The organism is Streptomyces roseolilacinus, assembly GCF_014649335.1.
Classification (GTDB): domain Bacteria; phylum Actinomycetota; class Actinomycetes; order Streptomycetales; family Streptomycetaceae; genus Streptomyces; species Streptomyces roseolilacinus.
In genome coordinates, this window is record NZ_BMSV01000002.1 from 700,015 (window position 1) to 722,639 (window position 22,625).

At 72.0% G+C, this 22,625-nt stretch carries 18 protein-coding genes and 1 pseudogene; 9 read left to right on the forward strand and 10 right to left on the reverse strand.

From position 1 onward, the window contains the following. Positions 1 to 8 precede the first annotated feature (8 nt). Together IE106_RS07270 and rph are read left to right on the forward strand one after the other, a co-directional pair. Complete coding sequence (locus IE106_RS07270; protein ID WP_189531030.1) at positions 9 to 1,271, forward strand: beta-ketoacyl-[acyl-carrier-protein] synthase family protein; 1,263 nt, start codon at positions 9 to 11, stop codon at positions 1,269 to 1,271. Positions 1,272 to 2,259: 988 nt separating this feature from the next. Further along, positions 2,260 to 4,857, forward strand: a complete 2,598-nt coding sequence (rph, locus tag IE106_RS07275) for a rifamycin-inactivating phosphotransferase (RefSeq protein WP_189531210.1) — start codon at positions 2,260 to 2,262, stop codon at positions 4,855 to 4,857. A 224-nt stretch (positions 4,858 to 5,081) separates the two neighbouring features. Here the strand turns inward: rph and IE106_RS07280 are convergent, their stop codons facing one another. Then, entirely contained in the window at positions 5,082 to 6,572 is a 1,491-nt protein-coding gene (locus IE106_RS07280) for an alpha/beta hydrolase family protein (RefSeq protein WP_189531031.1), read from the reverse strand. A gap of 421 nt (positions 6,573 to 6,993) precedes the next feature. Here IE106_RS07280 and IE106_RS07285 point away from each other — a divergent pair, with 421 nt between their 5' ends. After that, positions 6,994 to 7,155, forward strand: coding sequence for a hypothetical protein (locus IE106_RS07285; RefSeq protein WP_189531032.1), 162 nt, complete (start codon positions 6,994 to 6,996; stop codon positions 7,153 to 7,155). 82 nt (positions 7,156 to 7,237) lie between these two features. After that, on the forward strand, positions 7,238 to 8,020 hold the full coding sequence (gene map / locus IE106_RS07290) for a type I methionyl aminopeptidase (protein ID WP_189531033.1): 783 nt from the start codon (positions 7,238 to 7,240) through the stop codon (positions 8,018 to 8,020). A gap of 288 nt (positions 8,021 to 8,308) precedes the next feature. On the opposite strand, the gene IE106_RS07295 is transcribed toward map, so the two are convergent. Continuing rightward, positions 8,309 to 10,138, reverse strand: a complete 1,830-nt coding sequence (locus tag IE106_RS07295; RefSeq protein WP_229840119.1) for a hypothetical protein — start codon at positions 10,136 to 10,138, stop codon at positions 8,309 to 8,311. After that, positions 10,138 to 10,323 carry a hypothetical protein gene (locus tag IE106_RS07300; RefSeq protein ID WP_229840121.1) on the reverse strand — a complete coding sequence of 62 codons (186 nt, stop codon included), beginning with the start codon at positions 10,321 to 10,323 and terminating at the stop codon, positions 10,138 to 10,140. The genes IE106_RS07295 and IE106_RS07300 overlap by 1 nt, the downstream gene beginning before the upstream one ends. 671 nt (positions 10,324 to 10,994) lie before the next feature. Here IE106_RS07300 and IE106_RS07305 point away from each other — a divergent pair. The 3 genes from IE106_RS07305 to IE106_RS07315 all read left to right on the forward strand — a co-directional run bounded on the left by IE106_RS07305 (position 10,995) and on the right by IE106_RS07315 (position 13,343). Further along, entirely contained in the window at positions 10,995 to 11,246 is a 252-nt protein-coding gene (locus IE106_RS07305; protein ID WP_189531035.1) for a hypothetical protein, read from the forward strand. 343 nt (positions 11,247 to 11,589) lie between these two features. Then, positions 11,590 to 11,784 carry an antitoxin gene (locus IE106_RS07310; RefSeq protein ID WP_189531037.1) on the forward strand — a complete coding sequence of 65 codons (195 nt, stop codon included), beginning with the start codon at positions 11,590 to 11,592 and terminating at the stop codon, positions 11,782 to 11,784. Between the two features lie 554 nt (positions 11,785 to 12,338). Further along, complete coding sequence (locus IE106_RS07315) at positions 12,339 to 13,343, forward strand: tetratricopeptide repeat protein (RefSeq protein WP_229840123.1); 1,005 nt, start codon at positions 12,339 to 12,341, stop codon at positions 13,341 to 13,343. Positions 13,344 to 13,369: 26 nt separating this feature from the next. On the opposite strand, the gene IE106_RS07320 is transcribed toward IE106_RS07315, so the two are convergent. Together IE106_RS07320 and IE106_RS07325 are read right to left on the reverse strand one after the other, a co-directional pair. Then, on the reverse strand, positions 13,370 to 13,591 hold the full coding sequence (locus tag IE106_RS07320) for a hypothetical protein (protein ID WP_189531216.1): 222 nt from the start codon (positions 13,589 to 13,591) through the stop codon (positions 13,370 to 13,372). Positions 13,592 to 13,975: 384 nt separating this feature from the next. Further along, complete coding sequence (locus IE106_RS07325; RefSeq protein WP_189531218.1) at positions 13,976 to 14,557, reverse strand: TetR/AcrR family transcriptional regulator; 582 nt, start codon at positions 14,555 to 14,557, stop codon at positions 13,976 to 13,978. 97 nt (positions 14,558 to 14,654) lie between these two features. Between IE106_RS07325 and IE106_RS07330 the strand changes: the two genes are divergently transcribed. Continuing rightward, positions 14,655 to 15,104 carry a VOC family protein gene (locus IE106_RS07330; RefSeq protein WP_189531042.1) on the forward strand — a complete coding sequence of 150 codons (450 nt, stop codon included), beginning with the start codon at positions 14,655 to 14,657 and terminating at the stop codon, positions 15,102 to 15,104. Positions 15,105 to 15,119: 15 nt separating this feature from the next. Here the strand turns inward: IE106_RS07330 and IE106_RS30930 are convergent, their stop codons facing one another. The 4 genes from IE106_RS30930 to IE106_RS07350 form a co-directional block, all read right to left on the reverse strand. After that, complete coding sequence (locus IE106_RS30930) at positions 15,120 to 15,518, reverse strand: transposase (protein ID WP_189531043.1); 399 nt, start codon at positions 15,516 to 15,518, stop codon at positions 15,120 to 15,122. A gap of 125 nt (positions 15,519 to 15,643) precedes the next feature. Next, positions 15,644 to 16,222 carry a snapalysin family zinc-dependent metalloprotease gene (locus IE106_RS07340; RefSeq protein WP_189531045.1) on the reverse strand — a complete coding sequence of 193 codons (579 nt, stop codon included), beginning with the start codon at positions 16,220 to 16,222 and terminating at the stop codon, positions 15,644 to 15,646. 556 nt (positions 16,223 to 16,778) lie between these two features. Then, entirely contained in the window at positions 16,779 to 18,167 is a 1,389-nt protein-coding gene (locus IE106_RS07345; RefSeq protein ID WP_189531047.1) for a Mucin-2, read from the reverse strand. A 663-nt stretch (positions 18,168 to 18,830) separates the two neighbouring features. After that, positions 18,831 to 19,271, reverse strand: a complete 441-nt coding sequence (locus IE106_RS07350; protein WP_189531049.1) for a hypothetical protein — start codon at positions 19,269 to 19,271, stop codon at positions 18,831 to 18,833. Positions 19,272 to 19,433: 162 nt separating this feature from the next. Here IE106_RS07350 and IE106_RS07355 point away from each other — a divergent pair. After that, positions 19,434 to 19,541 (forward strand): annotated as a pseudogene (locus IE106_RS07355) (IS5/IS1182 family transposase); the annotation flags it as partial. Between the two features lie 210 nt (positions 19,542 to 19,751). Here IE106_RS07355 and IE106_RS07360 read toward each other — a convergent pair. After that, entirely contained in the window at positions 19,752 to 22,565 is a 2,814-nt protein-coding gene (locus tag IE106_RS07360) for an AfsR/SARP family transcriptional regulator (RefSeq protein ID WP_189531051.1), read from the reverse strand. Positions 22,566 to 22,625 lie beyond the last annotated feature (60 nt).

Consider the following 22,625-nt stretch of genomic DNA (forward strand, 5'->3'; position numbering starts at 1 on the left):
CGAAGCGCATGCAACGGACTGAAGTCGTCGTGACCGGACTCGGCGCGATCACCCCACTCGGTGGAGACGTGGCGTCCACCTGGGAGGCCCTGCTCGCCGGCGAGTCCGGCATCCGCGGCGGCGCCCTGCGCGGCCACGAGGACGCCGGCCTTCCCGACATCCCCGCGGGGACGATGGCCACCGACCCCGCCGAGTCGCTGCCGCCGGTGCGGGCCAGGCGGCTCGACCGCTCGCAGCAGGCGGCCCTCATCGCGGCGGCCGAGGCCTGGGCCGATGCCGGCGCCCCGGAGGTGGACCCGGACCGGCTCGCATCGGCGATCGGCACGGGCATCGGCGGCGTGGGGACGCTGCTGAAGGAAGACGACGTACTGGAGGGGGCCGGGGCCCGGCGCGTCTCACCGCGCACGGTCCCGATGCTCATGCCCAATGCCGCGGCGGCGCTGATCAGCATCGAGTACGGCGCACGGGCCGGCGTCTACACGCCCGTCTCGGCGTGCTCCTCCGGTGCCGAGGCGATCGCCCTGGGGGCCAGGCTCATCCGCGCCGGCGAAGCGGACGTGGTCATCGCGGGCGGCACCGAGGCCGCGATCACCCCGATCACCGTCGCCGGCTTCACCCAGGCGCAAGCACTGTCGCGGTACACCGCCGAACCCGCTTCGGCGTCACGGCCGTTCTCCGCGGACCGCAGCGGATTCGTCCTCGGTGAGGGCGCCGCCGTCCTGGTGCTCGAAAGCGCCGAACACGCCAACGCCCGGAACGCGCGCGTCCACGCGGTGCTCGCGGGCGCCGGCATCGCCGCCGACGCCCACCACATCACGGCGCCCGCCCCCGACGGCTCCGGTCAGATCTCGGCCATGCGGAAAGCCCTCACGCAAGCCGGCCTGGATCCCGAGCAGATCAGCCACGTCAACGCCCACGCCACCGGGACCCCGGTCGGCGACACCGCCGAGGCGCACGCGATCGGGGAGGTCTTCGGCCGCGCCGCCGTGACGGCCCCCAAGGCGGCGCTCGGCCACCTCTTCGGCGCGGCCGGCGCGATCGAAGCGCTCATCGCCGTCCTCAGCGTGGAGCACGGCGTCATCCCGCCGACCCGCAACCTCACCACGGCCGGCGTCGATCCCGACATCGACCTCGACGTCGTCGCGGAGCGGCGGGACGCCCCCCAGCAGGCCGTGCTCAGCAACTCCTTCGGCTTCGGCGGGCAGAACGTCTCCCTCATCGTCACCCGCCCACGGCGCCACGCCTCCCGTACCGCCTCGACCACCTCGTGACCCAGGCGAAGCCCCCTCGCCCGTGGAGGGGCACCGCCGACCGGTCGGGCGTCGCGGGACTCCTCCGACCGCGCGGGCACCGGGCGTCCTCGGAGTGACCGCCGGCCGGGTGACGGCGCCGACGACCGGCGCCCGGCCCAAGCACCGCGAGCCGGGCTGAAGCCTCGGGAACGCGACGCACGACACCCGCCGCCCGCCGCGACCGGGCGGACCGCTCCCGCGGCCGCTCGGAGGCCGGCCGTACCGCTACGCCGCATGCGGCCGGCATCGCCCCGGCGAAGGCCGGGGTCACCGCCCCGCGCGGGAGGCGGCCGCGCGCCGTCGCGAATCCTGGCGCCAGGCGCCGGCGACGTGGCGCCCACCGCCGAAGACGAGGCCGCACGGCCCGGCGAGGATGTCGACCGGCCATTTCCGTCAAGCGCGTCCAGGCTCCGTACGGTGCGTGGATCCGGGGGACACATGCCCAGGACCTCACCCATGCCGCAGACACGCGCGCTTCGCATCCGAAACGGCACGGGCGGGCGCGGCTTCACCAGGGCCCTCGTCACGGTTCTGGCACTGGCCTGCCCCCTCGCCTTCGGTGGCGCTCCCCAAGCGGCCGCCGTGTCCGAGCCCGTCGCCAACGGACCCGTCCTCGATGACCCGTTCGGCACCCGACCCGCTCATGGAGCACACCGCCCCGCGGGAAGGCACCGGGGACGGCGCCCCGGGGCGACGCGGGCCGAGCCCGTGACCGACGCGCGGTACGGCGGCTTCCCGTACCCGCGACGCCTGCGACGCGTCCCCTGGAGAAACACGAAAGGCAAGGAGAGCGCTCTCCTTGCCACACCCAACTTATAGCGCACCGGGGGGCTTGCCGCAAGGCCCCCACCGGAGCGGAGAATCGGCGGCCGATACCCGACGTTCCGTGGAACGAGGCGCACGGCGTGCGCGTGCGGTGGTCGACGTGTGGGGCAGCGGCAGTGCGACGGTCCTGGGAGGCGGCGCGATGAACGAGCAGTACGTGGTGGACCTGAGGGAGATCGCCGGGACCCGGCTCGCGGTCGTCGGCGGCAAGGCGGCGCACCTGGGCGAGCTGTCGCGGATCGAGGGAATCCGGGTGCCGGCCGGCTTCTGCGTGACGACGGACGCCTTCCGGCGGGCCGTGGCGCACGTGCCGTCGATCGACGAGCAGCTCGGCGAGCTGGCGCGAGTCGACCCGGACGACCGGGAGACGATCCGCACGCTCGGCGCGCGGCTCCGCCGTGCCGTCGAGGGAGCCGCCGTCCCGGACGACGTCGCGGAGGCGATCCTCCACGCCCTCGCCCGGTTCGGCGAGCGGGCCGCCTACGCCGTCCGCTCCAGCGCGACGGCGGAAGACCTGCCCACGGCCTCCTTCGCCGGCCAGCAGGACACCTACCTGAACGTCGTGGGGCCGGCGGCGGTCCTGGAGCACGTGAGCCGGTGCTGGGCCTCGCTGTTCACCGAACGCGCCGTCACCTACCGGCTCGGGAAGGGCATCGACCACCGCACCGTCCACATGGCCGTGATCGTGCAGCGGATGGTCTTCCCGGAGGCGTCCGGCACCCTGTTCACGGCCGACCCCCTCACGGGCCACCGGAAGACCGCCACCGTGGAGGCCGGGTTCGGCCTCGGCGAGGCCCTGGTCTCCGGACTGGTGAACCCGGACCTCTTCAAGGTGCGGCACGGCGAGATCGTCGACAGGACGATCGTCGCCAAGCAGCGCGCCGTCCAGGCCCTGCCGACCGGCGGCACGCGGGACGTCGCCGTCGACGCGCGGCGGCGGGAACAGCCGGCGCTGACGGACGACCAGGTGGTGCGGCTCGTCCGGCTCGGACGGCGGATCGAAGCGCACCTCGGCGGCCCCCAGGACATCGAATGGTGCCTGGACGGCGACGGCTTCCACATCGTGCAGAGCCGGCCCGTCACCACGCTGTTCCCCGTCCCCGAGGCCGACGACCAGGAGAACCACGTCTACGTCTCCGTCGGGCACCAGCAGATGATGACCGACGCCATGAAGCCCCTCGGCCTCTCACTGTGGCGGATGACGGCCATGGTCCCGATGCAGGAGGCCGGCGGGCGGCTGTTCGTGGACGTCACCCCGCGCCTGGCCGCACCCGCGAGCCGCGCCGCCCTCCTGGACATGATGGGGCGGAGCGACCCGCTGACCACGGACGCGCTGCGGACGCTCCTCGACCGCGGCGACTTCGTCCCGTCACTCCCCGACACGGGCCCCGGCGGGCCACCGGCCGGCGTCGCTCCCGCCCCGATCGACACCGATCCGGCGCTCGTCACCGAACTGGTCGAACGCAGCGAGGCGTCCGTCGCCGCGCTGGAGCGCGACATCCGCACGAAGACCGGACCGGAGCTGTTCGACTTCCTGCTGGAGGCCTTCGAGGACCACAAACGCGTCCTCGGTGATCCGTCGAGCATGCAGGTGATCATGGCGGGCATGGAGGCCACCTGGTGGCTCAACGATCACTTGCGGGACTGGCTGGGGGAGAAGAACGCCGCCGACACGCTCACGCTGTCCGCTCCCGGCAACGTCACCTCGGAGATGGGCCTGGCGCTGCTGGACGTCGCGGACGCCGTCCGCCCGCATCCGGAGGTGGTGGCGTTCCTGCAGGACGTGAAGGACGACGACTTCCTCGACGACCTGGCGGAACTCCCGGGCGGACGCGAAGCGCGCGACGCCGTCGAGGCCTATCTCGACCGCTACGGGATGCGCTGCGCGGGCGAGATCGACATCACCCGACCGCGGTGGCGGGAACGGCCCGCCACCCTCGTGCCCGCGATCCTCGACAACGTCCGGAACTTCCCGCCGGGCGCCGCCGCACGGCGTTTCGAGGCAGGCCGGCGGAAGGCGCTGCGGAAGGAACAGGACGTGCTGTCCCGTCTGCGGGCCCTGCCGGACGGGCAGCGGAAGGCCGATGAGACCAAGCGGATGATCGACCGGGTGCGCACCTTCATCGGGTACCGGGAGTACCCGAAGTACGGCATCGTCAGCCGTTACTTCGTCTACAGGCGGGCCCTGCTCGCCGAGGCCGAACGGCTCGTGCGGGCCGGCGTGCTCGCGGAGCAGGAGGACGCCTTCCACCTCACCTTCCAGGAACTGCACGAGGCCGCGCGCCTGCACCGGGCGGACGCCGAGCTGATCCGTCGGCGCAAGGACGCGTTCCGCGCGTACCGGACGCTGACCCCGCCCCGGGTGCTCACCTCGGACGGTGAAGCCCTCGACGGGGCGTACCGGCGCCACGACGCGCCGGCCGGCGCCCTGCTGGGCCTGCCGGTCTCCGCCGGGACCGTCGAGGGGCGGGCCCGTGTGGTCCTGGACATGGCGCAGGCCGATCTCGAACAGGGGGACATCCTGGTCACGGCCTACACGGACCCGAGCTGGTCGCCGCTGTTCGTCGGGATCGCGGGCCTGGTGACGGAGGTGGGCGGCCTGATGACCCACGGCGCGGTCGTCGCCCGGGAGTACGGCCTCCCGGCGGTCGTGGGCGTGGAACAGGCCACCCGCCTGATCCAGGACGGCCGGCGGATCCGCGTCCACGGTACCGACGGCTACGTCGAGTTGCTCTCCTGACCCGCGGCTCCCCGGGGCCGCCTCCTCCCCGGCCGGACTGCGGCGATCTCGACCGGGGCGTGCCGGTCCGGCCACCCGCACGCCGAGGGCGCCCGGTCGGCGGGGCCGGCGGTGCCCGCACCGCCGGGTCGCCCTCGGCCGAGCCGCCCGCGGGGGGAGCCGCACTGCGTACGGCACTTGGGGGAGGGGAGCGGCCGTGCCGCCGGCTGCCGTGGCGCACCTGGTCAGCGGTTGACGCCCGGGCGGTGGACGCTGAGGTCACCGTGGGCCGACAGGGCGCCGGCCAGGTCACCGGGTTCGTGCCGCAGGGTGCTGTCCAGGAAGGCGAGAGTGGCCGCGGCGACGGTGCGCGGGCCCTCGGTACGGCCGAGGGACCCGACCATGGAGGGCACCGGTGGCAGGTACAGGGGGCCGTCCATGAAGGTGAGGTGCGCGGTGCCGGGGAGGGTGAGCCGGTAACTCGTCGCGGTGCTGAACGCGAGGACCTCGGTGAGGCGAGGCAGGTAGCGCGGGTCGGTTTCGGGGGTGACGGCCTGGGTCAGCGCGAGCACGGGCTGGGGGAAGGGGCGCAGGTCGGGGTCGCGGGGGTAGCCGTCCAGGTTGATGACGGCGTCGAACCGGAGGTCCTGGCGGGCCGCCTGCAGGGCGGCACCGCCCCCCAGGGAGTGGCCGGTCACCGCGACTCGGCCGGTGTCCAGGCGTCCGGTCAGCGGGCCCGCCACCTCACCTCGGTCCAGGCGCTCCAGCTGGGTGAGGACGAAGCCGAGGTCGGCGGCCCGGATCCTCGTCGTTTCGACGGCCAGCTCGTCGTCCTTGCCGTCGTCGCCGGTGGAGGCGATCTTGGTGTCGATCGTTCGGCCGTCGGTGAGGACGACGGCGGCGGAGTCGTACGGGTGGTCGAGGGCGGCGACCACGTAGCCGTGGCTGGCCAGTTCCTCCGCCCAGGCGGTGTTCTGGGTGCGCACTCCCCCCAGCCCCGGGGAGAACAGTACGACCGGGAACCGTCCGCCCCCGCCGGCCACGGGGGCGTCGAAGACCGCATGGGTGTGGGCCCGCGGAACGCCGTCGACCAGGAAGCCGGGCAGGCCGGCGTAGCGCGCGAGGGCGTCGGAGACGGTGCGCGCCTCGTGCTCGGTGCGTCCGAGGTACCGGGCCCGCTGCGCGCCTGCGGGGTTCTTCCGGGCCGGGTACCAGAGCTGGACCACGACCGTGCGCCGGTCGCCGTGTTCGGCGGTGGCGGTCTCGGGGCGGTGCGGGTCCGTCCACTGCACCACGTGGGTGCCGACCGCGAAGTGGCCTGACGGCTCGGGGAACACCGGTACGGGAAAGGCCCAGGCGGCCGCAGGACCGGCGGCGATCAGGGCGACGCAGGCCACCGATCCCGGCAGCGCCCACCACCATCGGGCCCGCCTCACCGGCCGGCCGGCACGTCGTCGCAGCAGGGGGGAGACGGCGAACGGCAAAGCGAGGGCGGCGCCTGCCAGGACCGGCAGCATCTGCCAGCGGATCCCCGCCACGCCCAGCGCAACCGCGGACAGCGCGAAGACCGCTCCCGCCGCGAGCGTGACGCGGGGGCGGGCGGCGGGAGGGAACCAGCGCGCCCCCACCAGCGCGACGGCACCCAGCAAGGCAAGGCCTTCCAGGGGGGACAGGGGCGATCTCGTGATGATCTCGTTCACCCGGCCATCCTCGGTGCGGGGTACGCGCTGCCGCATCGTTCCCCGGTCGCCATCCGCGTACGACCGGAGTCGCAATCGGGAACACCGGTCGGCGGTTGCCTTGCGACCGCAGGAGGTGGCGGGGCTCCTCCTACGGTCGTACCCCGGCACGGTGCCGTCAGACGGTGGGTTCATGTGTTCCGCGGGACCGCGGCCTACCGTGGCGGGGCCGCGGCGCACGCCGGGACGGTTTGGGGCTTCGCTCCCCGTACCCGACCCGGCTTCGGCCGTACGCGGTGGCGGTCCCGGTGGGGCCCACCGTGGCGTCGGGTCGACAGGGACGTGTGATGACCGAGGCGGCCGCAGGGCCCGGCCAGGCCCCCCGGCGCGTCACCTGACGAGGTACGCCGCCCCGGTCCCCGCACGTGCGGCGCGCCTGGCGGGCGCCGTCCGGCACCGGGGCTCCCGGCTGCCGCCCATGGCGGTGGACGCGCTGCTGCCGACGTTGCTCCCCGTCGACGTCGTGACCACGCGTCCGCTCCCGGAACCGGCCGTGGTCGTGGCCCTCACCACCACCCTCGAACTGCCCGTGGTGTGGCGGCGTCGGGCCCCGCTCACCGTTCGGCCTTCTCGGGAGTGAGCGGCGACCCGACCATGGCGCGAATTTCTATACCGGTACAGTATGGCCGGTATAGTTATTGGTGCCGCGAGGAGAACGCCACATGATCGAGATCCTGAACCCCACGCTGCTGGCCCGGGCGAGAGACACCGGTGCCCTGGTCGCCGACATCCTGCAGACGGTGAAGAGCCGGAGCACGGTCGGCACCAACCTGTTGGACATCGACCGGTGGACCAAGGACATGATCATCGAGGCGGGGGCCACGTCCTGTTACGTCGACTACGCCCCGTCCTTCGGACGCGGCCCCTTCGGCCACTACATCTGCACCGCCGTCAACGACGCGGTCCTGCACGGGCGGCCGTACGACTACCCGCTCGCCGACGGCGACCTGCTGACCCTCGACCTCGCCGTCTCCCTGGGCGGAGTCGCCGCCGACGCCGCCATCAGTTTCCTCGTGGGCGACACGAGGCCCCCGGAGAGCGTCGCCCTGATCAGCGCGACCGAACGCGCGCTGGCCGCGGGAATCGCCGCCGCGGGGCCCGGGGCGCGGACCGGCGACATCGCCCACGCCATCGGCACGGTCCTCACCGAAGCGGGGTACTCGGTCAACACCGAGTTCGGCGGTCACGGCATCGGCTCGACGATGCACCAGGATCCGCACGTCCCGAACACCGGACGGCGCGGCCGCGGCTACACACTGCGCTCCGGACTGCTGCTGGCTCTGGAGCCGTGGGTGATGGCGGACACCGCCCGACTCGTCACCGACGCCGACGGCTGGACCCTCCGCAGCGCCACCGGCTGCAGGACGGCACACAGCGAGCACACGATCGCCATCACCGACGACGGAGCGGAGATCCTCACCCTGCCGCGGCAGGCACGGACGTAAGGCCGGGTACGGCGCGCTTGCCCCCGGTGGGCCTGGCCCTGCCGCGCCGGGAGGCTGCGCCGCTGCCGGCGGCTACGGCCTGGTCACGTACTGCCGGTCCCCGCGTTGACGTTCACGAGCAGTGCGGGGTGGCACCCGCATCGGGTGCCACCCCGCACTCCGTGTGTCCACGAGCCGGCGTGTCGACGGCACTGGCCGACCAGCCGGCCGGAGGTGCCGAGGGCGCTGACGGTGCGGTGGGGGTGGACCCGGTGGGGTCGACCCCCGCCCGTGGGGCGCGGCGGCCGGTCAGCCGGCCGGCCGTGTCGTTTTGGACAGGGGTTTGCCGAGGCGGTGGACGGTGGTGATGGTGTCGGTGTTGGTGCGGTTGCCGTTTTTGTCGATGCCGAAGTGACCGCTGGCGCCGGCGACGGCGTTGTTGCGCAGCGCGTACAGCTCGTTCCTGACGGCGTAGCGGTTGGGGAGACCGGACGGGTTGTGGGCGGCGGCATTGTGCAGGGCGGTCGCGGCGGTGATGACGGAGTCGTAGGCGACGATGCCCCAGTAGCTGCTGGTCAGGTGCTCCGCGAGGAACTGCTGGCCGTGGTGGGGCGAGGTGAAGGCCCCGGCGAAGGCTTCGTACAGGCCGCGGGCGGGGTTGCCGGGGGCGCGGAACTGCTCCGCCTTGGGGAAGGACGCGTACAGGACGGTGATCGGCGAGTGGGGGTCGTTGAGCGCCTCCGTCTTGGGGTCGAGGGCTGACGCGTCGGATCCGGTGATGACGGTGATGTGCTGGGCGTGGCAGCTGCGTTTGGTCAGGGCGTCGAGGAAGTCGGGCAGGTACTTGACGCGGGCGGCGTAGTAGACGGTGTCGATGGTCTTGTTGGTGTTGCAGAAGTTCTGGCTGATGGCGGGGAGGATGGCGCCGGGCCCGCCGCGGGGGTCGAAGACGAAGTCGGAGTGGTCGTCGAGGTGCTTCTTGAGGCCCTCGATGGTGCGAAAGCCCCGGCTGAGGGACTCGGTGTAGAGGTCCCTGGTGCCATTGGGTGTCACGGACGTGCTGACCAGGGCCGCGGTGCGGCGGCCGGATGGGAGCTGCTCGCTGATGGCGTCGAGCTGGTCGCTGTTGGACAGGGCGACGCGGGTGAGACCTTCGATCCTTCCCTTGCCGTCGACGGCGCCGGTGGCGTCGAAGCCGTCGGCGGTGATGAGGTCTCCGACCATGGGCAGATCGGCCTTGCTGAGCTTGCGGGCGGCGTCGACCGTCTCCTGCTGGCTCAGGCCCATGCCGGTCACCGCCACCAGGCGGTCGCTGTCCTTGCGGGCCACCAGCTGGTCGACGGCACGCTCCCAGTGCCGCTGCGCGCTGCCCATGCTGGCCACGAGCAGCCGGATCTTGGGCCTGCTGTTCTTCTTGTTCTCCTCCGCGACGGCGGTGTAGGCGCCCTCGAGTTCGGCGACGTACTGGCCCACCGTCAGGTTGTTCGCGTCCTTGGACGTCAGCGGCGTCAGGAACGCGAACGTCACGTAGTCACCGTCCTCGACCACGTTCTGGTTCTCCGCGCCGATGGCGGTCATGACCGGTTTCAGGTCATTGCCGAAGACGGCCGCGCCGTCGCTGCCGTCGGTGACGCCCGTGCACTCCCCGTCGGTCTCCGTCACCAGGCTGGGATTCATGGTGCCGCAGTGCCTCCTCTTGAAGGCGTCCTCCTCGCTGCGCTGATGCAGTTGCCACGCCACCAGGCCGATGGCGAGAGCGAGCGCGGTGCCGGCAGCCAGGCCCGCGCGCAGCCGCCCGGGGCCACCGCCCACGGGGAACGTCCAGCGCCTGCCGCCTCCGGTGGACGGCTGGGAGTCCAGGGTGTCCCAGCACTTCAGCCACACCTTGCGGTCCTCGTCGCCCAGCCCGCAGCCGCGCAGGTACTTGACCGTGAACTCACGGCTGGGCAGCTTGTCCTTGTCCAGCGTCTGGGAGATCGTGCTGACAGCCAGGTCACCGTCCTTGGCCACCGCGTTGTAGCTCTTCTTCCCCCGCAGCCTTTTCAGCGCTTCACGGAACTCCTTCTGCTCGCGAATGCGCCCGGGCTGCCTGCTCTGGCCGCTCTCCGCGTCTTCCTGCGCGTCCTCGAACTGCGCCATCACGCGCCTCCGGCAGAGCCGGCCGCCGTGCGCTGTCCGCTCAGCCAGGGCCCCATCTGCGCGGCGGCGGCTCCGGCCGCCGTGACCAGTGCGACGGCCTCACAGGCGGGCTGCCCGATGTACACGAGGACGATCACCACCAGCAGGACGATCGTGAAGACGGTGATCCGTTGGACCGGCGTCAAGGCCGCGCCGCAAAGCGCGTGATCCGGTGACGCGGCCCGCCGGCGTCGGGATCGCGCAACATGTACTGACATGGCTGTTTTCCCCTCCCTGAGTGCGGCGAAGACGACCGCACCAGCAGTTACCGGCTGTGGTGCGGTCATCATCCAGTCTGGCCCTGCCGGGGAGAGGCGGAAACCCTCTTTGCCGAATCGGATTCAGCCCGGTCAGGCGGCGCTCATTGTCGGAGCTTTCGGTGTTCTTTTCCGTTCGAATACCGCAGCGTGCGGAAGCGTCCCGGCGACTCGTCCGTCGCTCTCTGTCCCGCTCGGGTCGGACGCCCGCCGCGAGGAAGGGCACGGAGCCCCAGCGTGCTTGTCGCTGTACCTCTGACCTGCGCTTTTCTTGTTCGGAACGGTTCGGAACCCGTTCCGAACACGGAAGACCTTGCACGGTGGCCGCCAGGGTGGTGAGCTGAAAAGCGGAACCCCTGCCCTCGAAATGCACCGCCTCCCCTTCCTGGGTGCGGCAGTACGTCAGCAGGGGCGAGAGGGGGCTCCTGTTACCGGCTGGAGCCCCCTCGCCGCGTCCGCCTATTCCGGTCGAGGTATTGAAACGCATTCCTGTGGTGGATCTTCCGCGGAAAGCCGGGGCGGCCGTTCTGAACGCCGTTCGCAGGCTCCGGCCGGCCGGTGTGAGCCGGTCCTCCCTCTCGAACGGCGGCAGGTCGTCCGCCTCGCCCGCCTTCGACGCGATTCAGCACGCCGTCACCGCCTACCTCCAGGCCGAACAGCACGCCGGTCGGATCCCCGCCGGCAGCGACACCGGCACCATCGCGCTCGCGCTCGTCGGTACGACCCACCACCTGCTGATGACCCGCAGCCCCGGACAGGCCACCGACGCCGAAGCGACCACGCGGCGGCTGCCGGCCGTCCTCCTTGCCTGACGAGCCGGGCACCCGGCCGACTTCCACGCGGACAACGGCTCGTACACGCCCCAGGGGAATGCGGACGAGCTCCTCGAGCACTGGCGATCGCCCGGACGGTCCGCCCCTGAACGCGGGGCGCGCCTCCGCCCACGGTGAGCCCGTGACCGCCGCCCGGAGCACGTGGAGCCGCCGCCCGCCGCCCGCCGGGCGTGGCCCCGTGCCGCCGGCGCTGGCGGTCCTGGCCGGCGTCCTTGCCGCGCGCGGGCCGAAGCCTTCCTGCCGGACATCGGTAGGTGACAAGCGGAACCTGGAGGGTACGCGCGGCTGGGTACGACGCACGCACGACCTACGGGAGGTACCCATGGGCAAGCTGGGAGACATGGCGAACAAGGTCAAGGAGATGGCGAAGGACCACCCGGACCAGGCCGACAAGGGCGTTGCCGGTGCCGAACGGGCAATCGACGAGCGTACGGGTGACAAGTACGACGCCCAGACCGACAAGGGTGCCGACGCGGTGCGCCGTTCCTATGGAAGCGACGGCACGGTAGAGCGCTGACCTCGCACGGGCGCCGTCGGCTTCCCGGCAGCAGTGCCGGGAAGCCGACGGCGCCCGGATCCGCGGTCGCCCCAGGCCGCCTGCTCCGACCCGGGCCGGTGCGTCGGACCGCAGCGGCGGGCACCCGGTGCCCTCGCCCCTTGCGTCGGCCGGCCCACCCTCGACCAGGCCACCCCCGGCAACCTGCCCGCTGTGCTCCCCGTCCCTGTCGCGCGCTCTCCCGCTCGATGCCTCCGACTTTCGTCACCCGGCCTCACCTGTCACGCCATTGGTCCCTCCTCGTCCCCGGTGCCACTGCGGGCCGACCGGCCCGGTCTGCCGTCGTGTCGACGCCGCGGGGGCAGCGGGCCTACCCTGCTGCCCACAGCATCAAGCCGGGGGGCGGCGTGGCGGACAGCGGCCGGAAGAGCGACGGAAGTTACGAGGCGGCGCTCCGAGAGCTCGGAGAGGCGCTCGTCGACCTGAAACGGCGACGCGGAGCCCCCTCTTACGACAGGATCCGCGCCCGCGGGGAGAAGCATCTCGGCGCACACTCGGCAGTGTCGAAAGCGTCGATGAGCGAGATCTTCACCGGACGGCGCGGCCCTGCGTCGCTCGACCGGCTGCTGTGGCTGGTGCGTACGCTGCTGTCGTACGACGACGGCGAAGAGGTCGACCCGCCCGAGCGGCGAGACCCCCGGCTACAGCCGTGGCGGGAGCACTGGAACACCCTCGAAGCCCTGCGCGCGGCCGCCCGCCGCCGCCCCGCGCTTCCCCCTGCGGACACCCCCGAGCCGCAGGCACCTCAGCCCGCGGGAACGGGCGCTACCGCGGACCCGATCGCGCTGTACGCCGCCGCCGAAGCACCGGCCCGGGGTTCGATCGGCAACGACCACGACGACCGCGTACTGCCGCACGTCACGGGCGACTTCGCCGAGGAGAGGGACACCGGGGCCGATCCGGACGACCGGAAGGCTGCCGTTCACTCGCTGCCCGACCACTCGGAATCCATCATGGCCGCGGCCGATCGAGGTGACCACCAAAAGGCGCTGGAGCTGGCCGCCGCGGCCGTCGAAGAAGCGACTGACCACTTCGGCCCGGAGGACCCGCGCGCCCTCACCGAACGGGAGTACCTGGCCCACACGAAAAGGAGGATCGGGGACGCGGTCGGCGCGGCAGCCGAAATGGACGAGCTGCTCGCCGTACGCCGACGAGTGCTGGGGCCCGAGCACCCCGACACGCTCCGCACCCGGTACTTCATCGCCGTCTACCGTGGCGAGGCCGGGGACGCTACCGGCGCGGCAGCCGAACTCGCCGCGCTGCTTTCCGTGCGCCGGGAAGTACTGGGGCCGGAACATACCGACACGCTCCGCACCTGGGAGGAGATCGCTGCATGGCGCGGCAAGGCCGGGGACTTCGCCGGCGCGGCAGCCGCCCTTTCCGAGCTGGTCCACATCCTCGAGAGGCGGATGGGTCCGCAGGCCGACCGGACCGTGAAGGTCCGAAGGGAGCTGGCCCGCTGCTCGAAGCTCGCCAAGCGACATGCTTTCGTGGACCGGCTCTTGAACAAGATCACTTAGCAGGGCTTGGTCGAGCTTGGTGCCGCTCACTGAGGACGCCCGATCAAGGAGCGCAGCGCGGGCACGGAGGAACCCGACGCAGTCAGGCCCGCCAGCGCGGCGCCCGCCACGGGCACCTGGGTCAGGGCGGTCAGGCAACCCACCGTGATCCCGATGACGAACGCGGTGAGCAGGACGACGGCGGTGTGCAGGGACAGGAACGGAGGCTCCGGCGCGGAGTTCCCCTCTTCGGGGGCCGGTGGCGTCATCTGAGTCACGTCGGAACCATGGCCCCGCACGCGCCGGTGACCTGCACCGATCAAACAACGCCGACATCACCCGATCAGGCTGCGTACGGCCTCGAACACCGTCCGGTACGACACGAAGCGCCGACGGGAGGAAGCCGCCCCGGCCTCCGACCCTCGCCGTCTGCCGGCGGTCGTTCTCCGGGGTGGCCGAGGATCACCACGTCCACCGCCTCCCGGCCATGCCCGTCACCCGGACGCCGGCGGCCGTCCTTCGGGGCGGCCGGGATCGCGACGTACACGTCCCGCAGCCCCGTCACCCGCTCGGCACGGTCGTTCCCCTCATGGGCCTCGTGCTTCTTTCGTTCCCGTGTCGGCTCGAAAGGCGTCGAGCGCCCGAGCGGGGGGTCAGGCCGAGGTGCGCAGCCCCGCCAGGAGCCGGTCGAGCGCTTGCTCTGCGGCCTGTGGGTCCCCGCCCCGCGCGATCCACAGCGCGGTCTCGTTCAACGCCCCCGAGAGCAACCGGGCCAGCGGCTCCACCGGCTGATCGTCGATGACCCCCGCTTCGGCGAGCGCCGTCAGGGCCTCCGTGAGGTGCCGGGCGGAGGACTCCTCGTCCAGCGCCCGCCACTCGTCCCAGCCCAGCACCGCCGGCGCGTCGACCAGCAGGATCCGCCGCACCGCCGGGTCGGTTCCCGCGGCGAGGAAGGCCCGGCAGCCGGCCCGCAGTTGCTCCCAGAGGTCCTCGTGCCGTTCGGCCGCGGACGCGACCCGTTCGCCCAGCTCCTGCTGCACCTGGCGGACGGTGGCCCGAAAAAGCCCGGCCTTGCTGTCGAAGTGGTGGTATGCGGCCCCTTTGGTGACTCCGGCCGCCCGCGCCACCTCGGCCAACACCACCCGGTGGTAGCCGTCGGCGGCGAACCGTCGCCGCCCTTCGGCCAGCAGCGCCTGTCGCGTGACCGCCCGCTGCTCCGCCCGGCTGACCACCATCGAACCCACCGCCCTTTCCCTTTCACATACTGACGGTATGCTAACGCCACGATTCGCATACCCTCGGTATGTGAAAGGGAGTGGAGGGACCCCTGTCATGACGAACGAACCCGCGATCCTGCCCACGGCCGTGCTCGGCGGCTTCTATCCGGTGCTCGCCACCCGGGACGTGGCCGCCTCCCGCGACTTCTACACCCGCCACCTCGGGTTCGAAGCGACCTTCGAGGCGGACTGGTACGTCAGCCTGCGTCGCCCTGACGCCCCGCAGTACGAACTGGCCCTGCTCGACCACACCCACCCGACCGTCCCCGAAGGCCACCGGGCCGCGCTCCGAGGAGGCTTGCTGCTGAACTTCGAGGTGGACGACGTCGACGCCGAGCACCGGCGGCTGGTGGCCGGGGCCGGCCTGACCGAGGTACTGCCGCTGCGCACCGAGGAGTTCGGCCAGCGCCACTTCATCGTCGCCGCCCCGGACGGCGTACTGATCGACGTCATCACCGTCGTCCCGCCCACCGAGGAGTACGCCGCCCACTACACCCACCCCTGACACCCGGGCCGGGTGTCAGGGGCCGAAGCACCTCGCGGTCCCGGGATCTTTCCGCCCGGCGAGGGACGACGGTGAAGTCCACCACGACGGCCCAGTCGAGGTCGCCTTCCGCGTCGGCCCGGGCGCGCAGGGCGGTGAACACGCACTCCCGGGGGCCTTCCGCAGCCGGTTCCGAACACCCTTCCACGAGCCGGAGCGCTCGGACAGGCCCGTCCACGGAATGCCGGCGCGGTACTCGAACGCGATCGCGTCGATCACCTGCCGGTGATCACACCACCGCCCTCCCCGCTTCGGCCTCCGGTCCGGCGGCAACGGTTCGGTCCCCGCCCACCGGTCGTCAGTCGACGACACACATCGACCAGCGATCAGACGATCCGAAGGAGACGGCCTGGCCGGCGGGGTGGAACGGGTCACGTGGGCGAGGAGGGGAGTGGGGGATCCTTTCCCCCGGTACCGCCGTCGCCCGCGGGCTGCTCACGGCGCCCCGGGGATCTCACCGAGACCCCCGGGACGCCCGCCCGTTCGACGGCCGTGTGGGGTCAGGGAGCGTCGATGAGGATCCGGTGGGTGGGCGCGAGCGCGGCGGTCCCGCTCGCGTAGGTGGACTGTACGCGGGAGCGCTCCGTGGTGTTCGGCGTGGCGTTGGTGCAGGCTGTGCCGGCGCTCGACCCCGACATCAGCTGTGAGCAGGGGCCGGGCTTGGTGTCCGGCAGGCCGAGGCTGTGCCCCAGCTCGTGAGCGGCGATCCGCGTCTTGTTGTAGCCCTGGGCCACGGCCTGGCTGCCGAGTTCGACGCGGACCTGACGGCCCGGACGGACAGGGCCGAGCGTGGCCTGCGGCCAGCCCGTGGTGGCGACGATCACGATCTCGGCCGCAGTGCCGGGTGCCGCTTCCACCAGACGGACGTTGCTCACGTTCGCGTTCCATGAGGCGACCCCGGCCGCGATCGCGGTCTCCCAGCCCGCGGCGCGGCTGTCGTCGTAGCGAAGGGTCACCACTGCGGCCTGCGCGGTGGATGATTCACCCGCGGGAGCGGGGGCGGCGGTCGCGGCGCCCGCCATGGCGAGGACGAGCGCCGCGGCGGAAGTGCCCGCCTTGAGCCAGATACCGAGGGGCATTTGCTGCTCCTTCATCTGTGGGGGGGGATCCGGCCTCGGAGGGGCCGGGTGGTGCGCGAAGGAGTGGGACGGGTGGTCCGGTGAGGGCCGGACGCACCGTCGACCGCCCCTTCGGGGCGTTGCGATGGTATGCCCTTCCCTCCGTTTCCGTCATGTACCTGCCATGATGAATTCCCGTCAGAATCCTCTCCGCAGGGCCGTAGGAGCCCGAGCGCCGGCCTTGGAAAGAACGGTCGCGATGAGGCACCGCCTTCACCGCCGCCCGTCCCGAGCCGTTCGCCCCCGACATTCCTACCCAGTCGCCGTGTGACGCCCCGATCCGCTGCTGCTCGCAGCCTTGAATCACCGCCAGCTCCCGACCACGGTGCGCGTGAACGCGTATGGCGCGGCCGTCCGCGCCGCGTTCGCACTCCTGGAAGAGGGATCGAGGAAATGGCCGGCTGTGACCGGCCGGGATCGATGCTGCCTGGAGGACCGATTACGGCCCTCGTGCCCGCGGTCCGCCCGGATGAGCCGTCGGAAGGCGGCGCCGGGGCTGGGCGGTTGTGCTCGGCGGTCAGGCGGGAACGCCCGCCCTGTCCAGGACGGCGGCCATCTCGTCCTGGGGGAGCGCCGGGTTGGCGCCCGCGCTGGAGGCCAGTTCGGGGACGTGGAGCACTTCGCGGAGCCGGCGGGGCGGGAGGCGCGGGTCGCCGGCCGCCGCCTGACGCGTCCAGACCTCGGGGTCGTGGCTGAGACGTTCGATCAGCCCCGGTGTGGCGGCCGGGTCCCGTACGGCCAGCCGGCGGTAGTTCCCGTCCGGGTGGTTCGCGTAGCGCGCGGCGAGGCCCTCGCGAGGGAAACGGGGGTGCGTCTCCGCCATCCAGGCGGAGAACGTGCCACCGAGCCGCGCGTACACCCGCATCAGGACCTCCTCCGGGGTGTCGGGGTGGTGAATGCTCAGGAGGTTCTCCACCACCGGGTCCTCGGCGCGTGCGAGCAGACGCAGGAGGTCGGGCGGCAGATGGGGGCTCCGGGCGGCGGCGCGCTGAAGCAGCGGGTGGGCGGAAGCCGCGGCCCGACGCAACACCTCGGGGTCGGCGAGCCCCTCTCGTACCCACCGCACGCCGTCTCCCCTGTCCAGGTCCCCGACCGTGAAGTCGATCGCCATGCGCCGGGTCTCGTCCAGTTCCGGCCTGAGGGAGACCGCGAGCCGTACGGCCTCGTCAGGGTCGACGGCGAGCCGCTCCACGAGGTCGGCGGGCAACGACGGGTTCTCCGCGGGGGCGGCCGGATGCGTCCGTTCGGCGACGCACCGCTCGGCGTCGGCGCGGCGCAGGAGTCCATGTCGCAGCGCCTCGGCGGCGGACTTCGGGTCGCGGAGGAGTTCGGCGGTGACGCGTGCGTCCCGTCGGCACTCCCACAGCGCGGCGGCCCGCCGCACCACGGGGTCGGGGTCGGCCGGCAGAGCCGACCGTTCGTCCGGTGCCAGGATCCGCCATGCGCGCGCCGCGCTCCGGCGGGCCGCCGGATCGTGGTGGGCGGCCAGCGAGGCGAGGAACGACGGCACCAGGTGGGGCGAGTCCAGCAGGGCCGCCCGTACGGAAGGGTCGGGGTCGTCGAGCAGGCGGGCGCACACGCCGTCCGGCAGCGGCATGACCACCGTACGCGGGTCACGCCACTCGGGACCGTACGCGAGAGCGGCCCGCACCTTGGGGGAGGGGTCGTCGGCGAGCCGGGCCCGCTGCGCGGGTTCGGCCCTGGCGCTCGTCGCGAAGTCGATCCGGGCACCCGGGTTCGGATGAGTCACGATCATCGCGACGGCCTGCTCGGGAAGCCCGGCCCGCTGCAGGACGTGACGGGGCGGGCCACCGCCGCTGGAGGCGAGCAGACGCAGAAGCAGCGGTGTCGGCAGCGCCGGATTGCGGGCGACTCCGTCCAGTGCGGACGCGTGGAAGGCGACCATGATCCCCCCTGGTATCTCCGTCGGCCGGTCGGCCTTCGCACCTCGCCCGGAGGCTGCCGTCGCCGACGTCCCCACTCAAGGAAGTCCAGATCAAGGGAAAAAGACCGCGGCGCCCTCGTACGCAAGAGCCGGTGCCCCGCCCTGCCCCAGCCCTCGCGGTCCGACATCAATGGCAGGAACGTAGCGGTTGGCCGACTTCGCTGGCAATCGGTCCAGGTTGAGAGTCGGAGGACACACGGATTGATCACGATGCGGTCACGGCGGAGGGGTTCTTCGAGGTCGGTGTCACACGAGAGCCGAAGGCCGTACCTGTGGAAGGCGGACGGCGGGATGGTCCCGCCCCACCTTCCAGGAGCACCCTGGGGCGAGCACCGCAGACGAGCTCGAGCAGCCCCCTGACCGGATCGGAGAGGCCCCCTCCGCCCCCCGTCGCCAAGGGCCGGGAGTTTCCGCAGGTCAGCATCGGCGGAAAGGAGGTCGTCGCAGCTCCGACAACCCTCATGCCCCAAGGCGCCCCACGCACAGGAAGAACTCGACGGAGCCCCGGCGGAGGAAGCCGCTGCAAGCGCTGGGCATCTTCCAGAGGGCTACGCCCGATCGGTTGTGGATGTCGACCCGCCCGGACAACCGGCACGACAAGCTCACGTGGGACACCCTTCTGGATCACCGGCTGATGAGGATCGACTCGGTCCGGGAGGGCCGGCGACAGGTGCGGGTGCTGACCGCCCGAGGCCACCGCGAGGCGAAGAAGCCGCTGGAGCCGAAGGGCATACGCATCTCGGCGCTGCGCGAGGAGAAGTACGACCCCGACACCGGCCAGCTGCTCGGCGCCGGCTGCGACGACCACGTCGCGGCTGTGACCTCGACGGCCGCCGAACTGCACCGTGCCGGGACCGGCCACCGGCTCGGCTTCGCCGCCGAGATCCCGTACCGGCTCGCGGACGGGTACGCGCAGCGGGCGGGCCTGGTGATGCGGACACCGACGGCGGGGATGGCGATGTTACTGCTGGAGATCGACCGCCACACCGAGGACGCGCACGACCTGGTGACCAAGCTGCGCCGGTACGGGAAGTGGAGCCGGTTGCCGCCACGGGACACGGACAAGCACACCGTGGACCTGGTCCACTCCCGGCCGGACACGATCGACCAGTTGATCGGCCACGGGTATCGGCTGTGGCGGCGGGTCTGTCCGCCGACCGGCCGGGAGGGCCCGGTGCCCCTCGCGTTCGTGTTCGCGGACACCATGGAGGCGAAGGTCGACAAGACATCGCCACCCGCTTCGACGATCTCGCCACCCGCCACAAGGCCGGAGTCCACCTTGCCGCACCCATCCTCCGGCTCCGCGAACCCACCCAAGATCCTTTGTCGGACAGGGGCCGGCCGCTCCGCACGGGCGGCGGAAGAGACGGTCCGCTTGAACAGCGGGGGTTTGAAAACCCGACATGGGCGGAAACACGCGCGCGGTGGAGCAGAGACCCAGGGTGAGAGGGGCACCATCGAGCCGCCGCAGTCCCGCGCGAGGCACGCGGCCACGACGGCAGGGGGGAGTACCCCCTGCCGAGGGCGGTCTCAGGGTACGCGCGTTCAACGAGGGCGAGCGGCCGTGAGCCGAGCTCGGAGACGCTCGGCGTGGGGGTGTCCGAGGTCCTCCAGTATGGACAACTGCCGCTGCCACGCGCGGCGGGCTGCGTCCGTCTCACCCAGTGAATCGAGGGTCTGCCCCAGGGCTGCCATCGTCTGCGCCTCCGTCCAGGGGTACCCGTCTGCCTGGCAGATGGCGAGGGCCTGACGCAGACAAGCGAGGGCCTGGTCGAAGTGCCCCAGCATGCGGTGGGCCTGGCCGAGGCACTCGAGGGTGATGGCCTCGCTGTACCGGTCGTGGCCCTCCCGCAGGATGGCGAGCGAGTGCTGCAGGTGTTCGACGGACTCCTCCACCCGTTCGGACTCCTGAAGGCTGTGGCCGAGCTCCTTGAGTGCCCATGCCTCAAGCCGGCGGAAGCCAAATCGGCGGCACAGCTCAAGGCATTCCCGAAGGGCGCCGCACGCCTCGTCGAATCGCTTCAGGTGACGACGGGCCTCGGCCAGCGCGATGAGGGCCGTGCTCTGCTCCCAGGGGGCGTCGATGGTCCTGCTGATGTCCAGGGCGCACTCGAAGCGGGTCACGGCTCGGTCAAAGCGGTGCTGCGACTGCTGCTCGACGAAGCCGAGGCTGAGCAGGGCCCAGACCTGGGCCGGTCGGTGGCCCAGATGGCGTGCGGAGGCCAGCGCTGTCTCGTTGGCCGCGACGGCGTCGCCCCACGACTTGCGCATAGTGAAGTAGGGCACCAGCACGGTCGGCAACTGCCAGGCGGTGGTGTGGTCGCCCGCTGCGGCTGCCCACTTGACGGTGGCGGTCAGGTTGTCGTGTTCCGTTTCGCACCACGCCATCGCCTGCCCGCGTTCACGGAAGGCGAGCGGGAGGCAGCCAGCCGGTGGCGGCATGAGAGGGAACCGGGGGCACTCGAGGTCGAGGGCCTGATTGGCCGCATACGCGGTGTGCAGGTAGAAGGCAGCCACCCGGGCCAGTGCCGCGTCCTTGGTCGCAGCGGGCTGGAGACGCCCGCGCTCAGCGGCGTAGAGACGGATCAGGTCGTGCATGCGGTAGCGGCCCTGGGTACGCTGCTGCACCAAGTTCACCCGCTCCATGGTTTGCAGGAGCATCCGGGTGCGGGCGAGCGGCAGGGCGACGAGGCTGGCGGCGGCGGGCAGGCTGACGTCCGGCCCGGCTACGAGCCCGAGGAGATCGAACAGGCGGGCGGCCGCGTCGTCCAGTGTGTGATAGGACGCCTCGAAGACCGCACGTACGTCGGTGGTGAGATCGCCGCTGCTCAGCGCGTCGAGCCGGGTGCTCACGTCGTCGAGCTCCTCGGCCAGCAGCGAGAGGGTGAAGTCCGGCCGTGCGGCGGCACGAGCCGCCACAAGCCCCAGGGCCAGGGGAAGCCCGGCGCACTGCCGCAGCAGGGAGGTCACGGCCTCGGGCTCGGCCGTCACCCGGTCCTGGCCGAGAGCTCCGGTGAACACCTCGCGTGCCTCCTGGTCGGGAAGCGGCTCCAGGTTCAGGCAGCGGGCGCCATGGGTGGTGGCCAGACCGGTCATCTGGTGCCGGCTGGTGACCACGACAGCACAGGTGACGCTGCCCGGCAGCAGCGGGCGCACCTGGTCGGCGTCGCGGGCGTTGTCCAGAACGATCAGCATGCGGCGGTTGGCGACCAGCGACCGGTACAGCGCTGCCTGAGCTGCGGGGTCCGCGGGAGTCACCTCAGGAGTCGTGCCGAGTGCGGTGAGAAAGCCGGAAATCACCGTCACCGCGCTCACGGGCTCGGCGGAAGGGTCGAATCCGCGCAGGTCCGCGTACAACTGCCCGTCCGGGAACCCGTCGAGGTGGTCGTGTGCCCATTTCAGCGCCAGCCAGGTCTTGCCAATCCCGCCGGCGCCGCCGATGGCCGAGATGACCAGCACGGGGTTCCCGTCGGACGGTGCCTTCAGCATGTCGTCAAGAGCCGCCAGTTCATGGTTCCTGCCCGTGAAGGCCGCCGGCGCGGCGGGAAGCTGGCGGGGCACCGGTAAGGGAACGACATCAGGAGCCGTGCCGGCGGCCACGGGCGCCACCACGGCGGCGGAGGCGCCGAGCGCCGGGTCCCCCACGAGGATCCCGTGGTACAGCTTCCGCAGGGCGGGTCCCGGGTCAATGCCCAACTCCTCGGCGAGAGTCACCCGTGTGGTCTCGTACTGCGTCAGCGCGTCGGCTGACCGACCGCACCGGTGGAGCGCCAGCATGACCTGCGCGACCAGGCGTTCCTCGAACGGCTGGCGTGCCACCTGAGCCAACAGATCAGGGAGTGCCTCCGCGTGCCGGCCCAGGGCGAGCAAGGCGTCGTTGAGGTCCAAACGGGCCGCGTGCTGCTCCGCCAGTAACTGTTCGCGCAGGCCATCGAACCAGGGTGACTCGATGCCCGCGAACGGCTCACCGCGCCACAGACCGAGCGCCTCCGTCAGACGTGCTGCGGAGTGACTCGCGGGCCCTCTCCGTGCCTCGGCCACTGCGACACGGAAGCGGAGCAGATCGATGGCGGACTCCTCCGCCTCGAGGACGTACCCACCACTCCGCCGCAGGATCCGTGTGTGCTCGTCCTCGACCTTCTGCCGCAGCCGGGACAGGTAGCTGTGGAGCGTGGCACGCGCCCGCTGTGGCGCATCCTCGCCCCACACCCTGGCGATCAGTTCCGCCGGAGGGACGGTCCGGTTCGCCTCCGCGGCCAGTGCCGCCAGGACGCTCCGCTGCCGTACATGACCCAGGTCTGTTTCCCGACCGTCGAAGCGTGCTTCCACAGGCCCCAGAACGCTGATGAGCATCGTCATGCCCGGATCCGTAGCCCGTGTCGCGCCGGCGCATTCGCGCTGAGAGCAGGGATTTCAAGA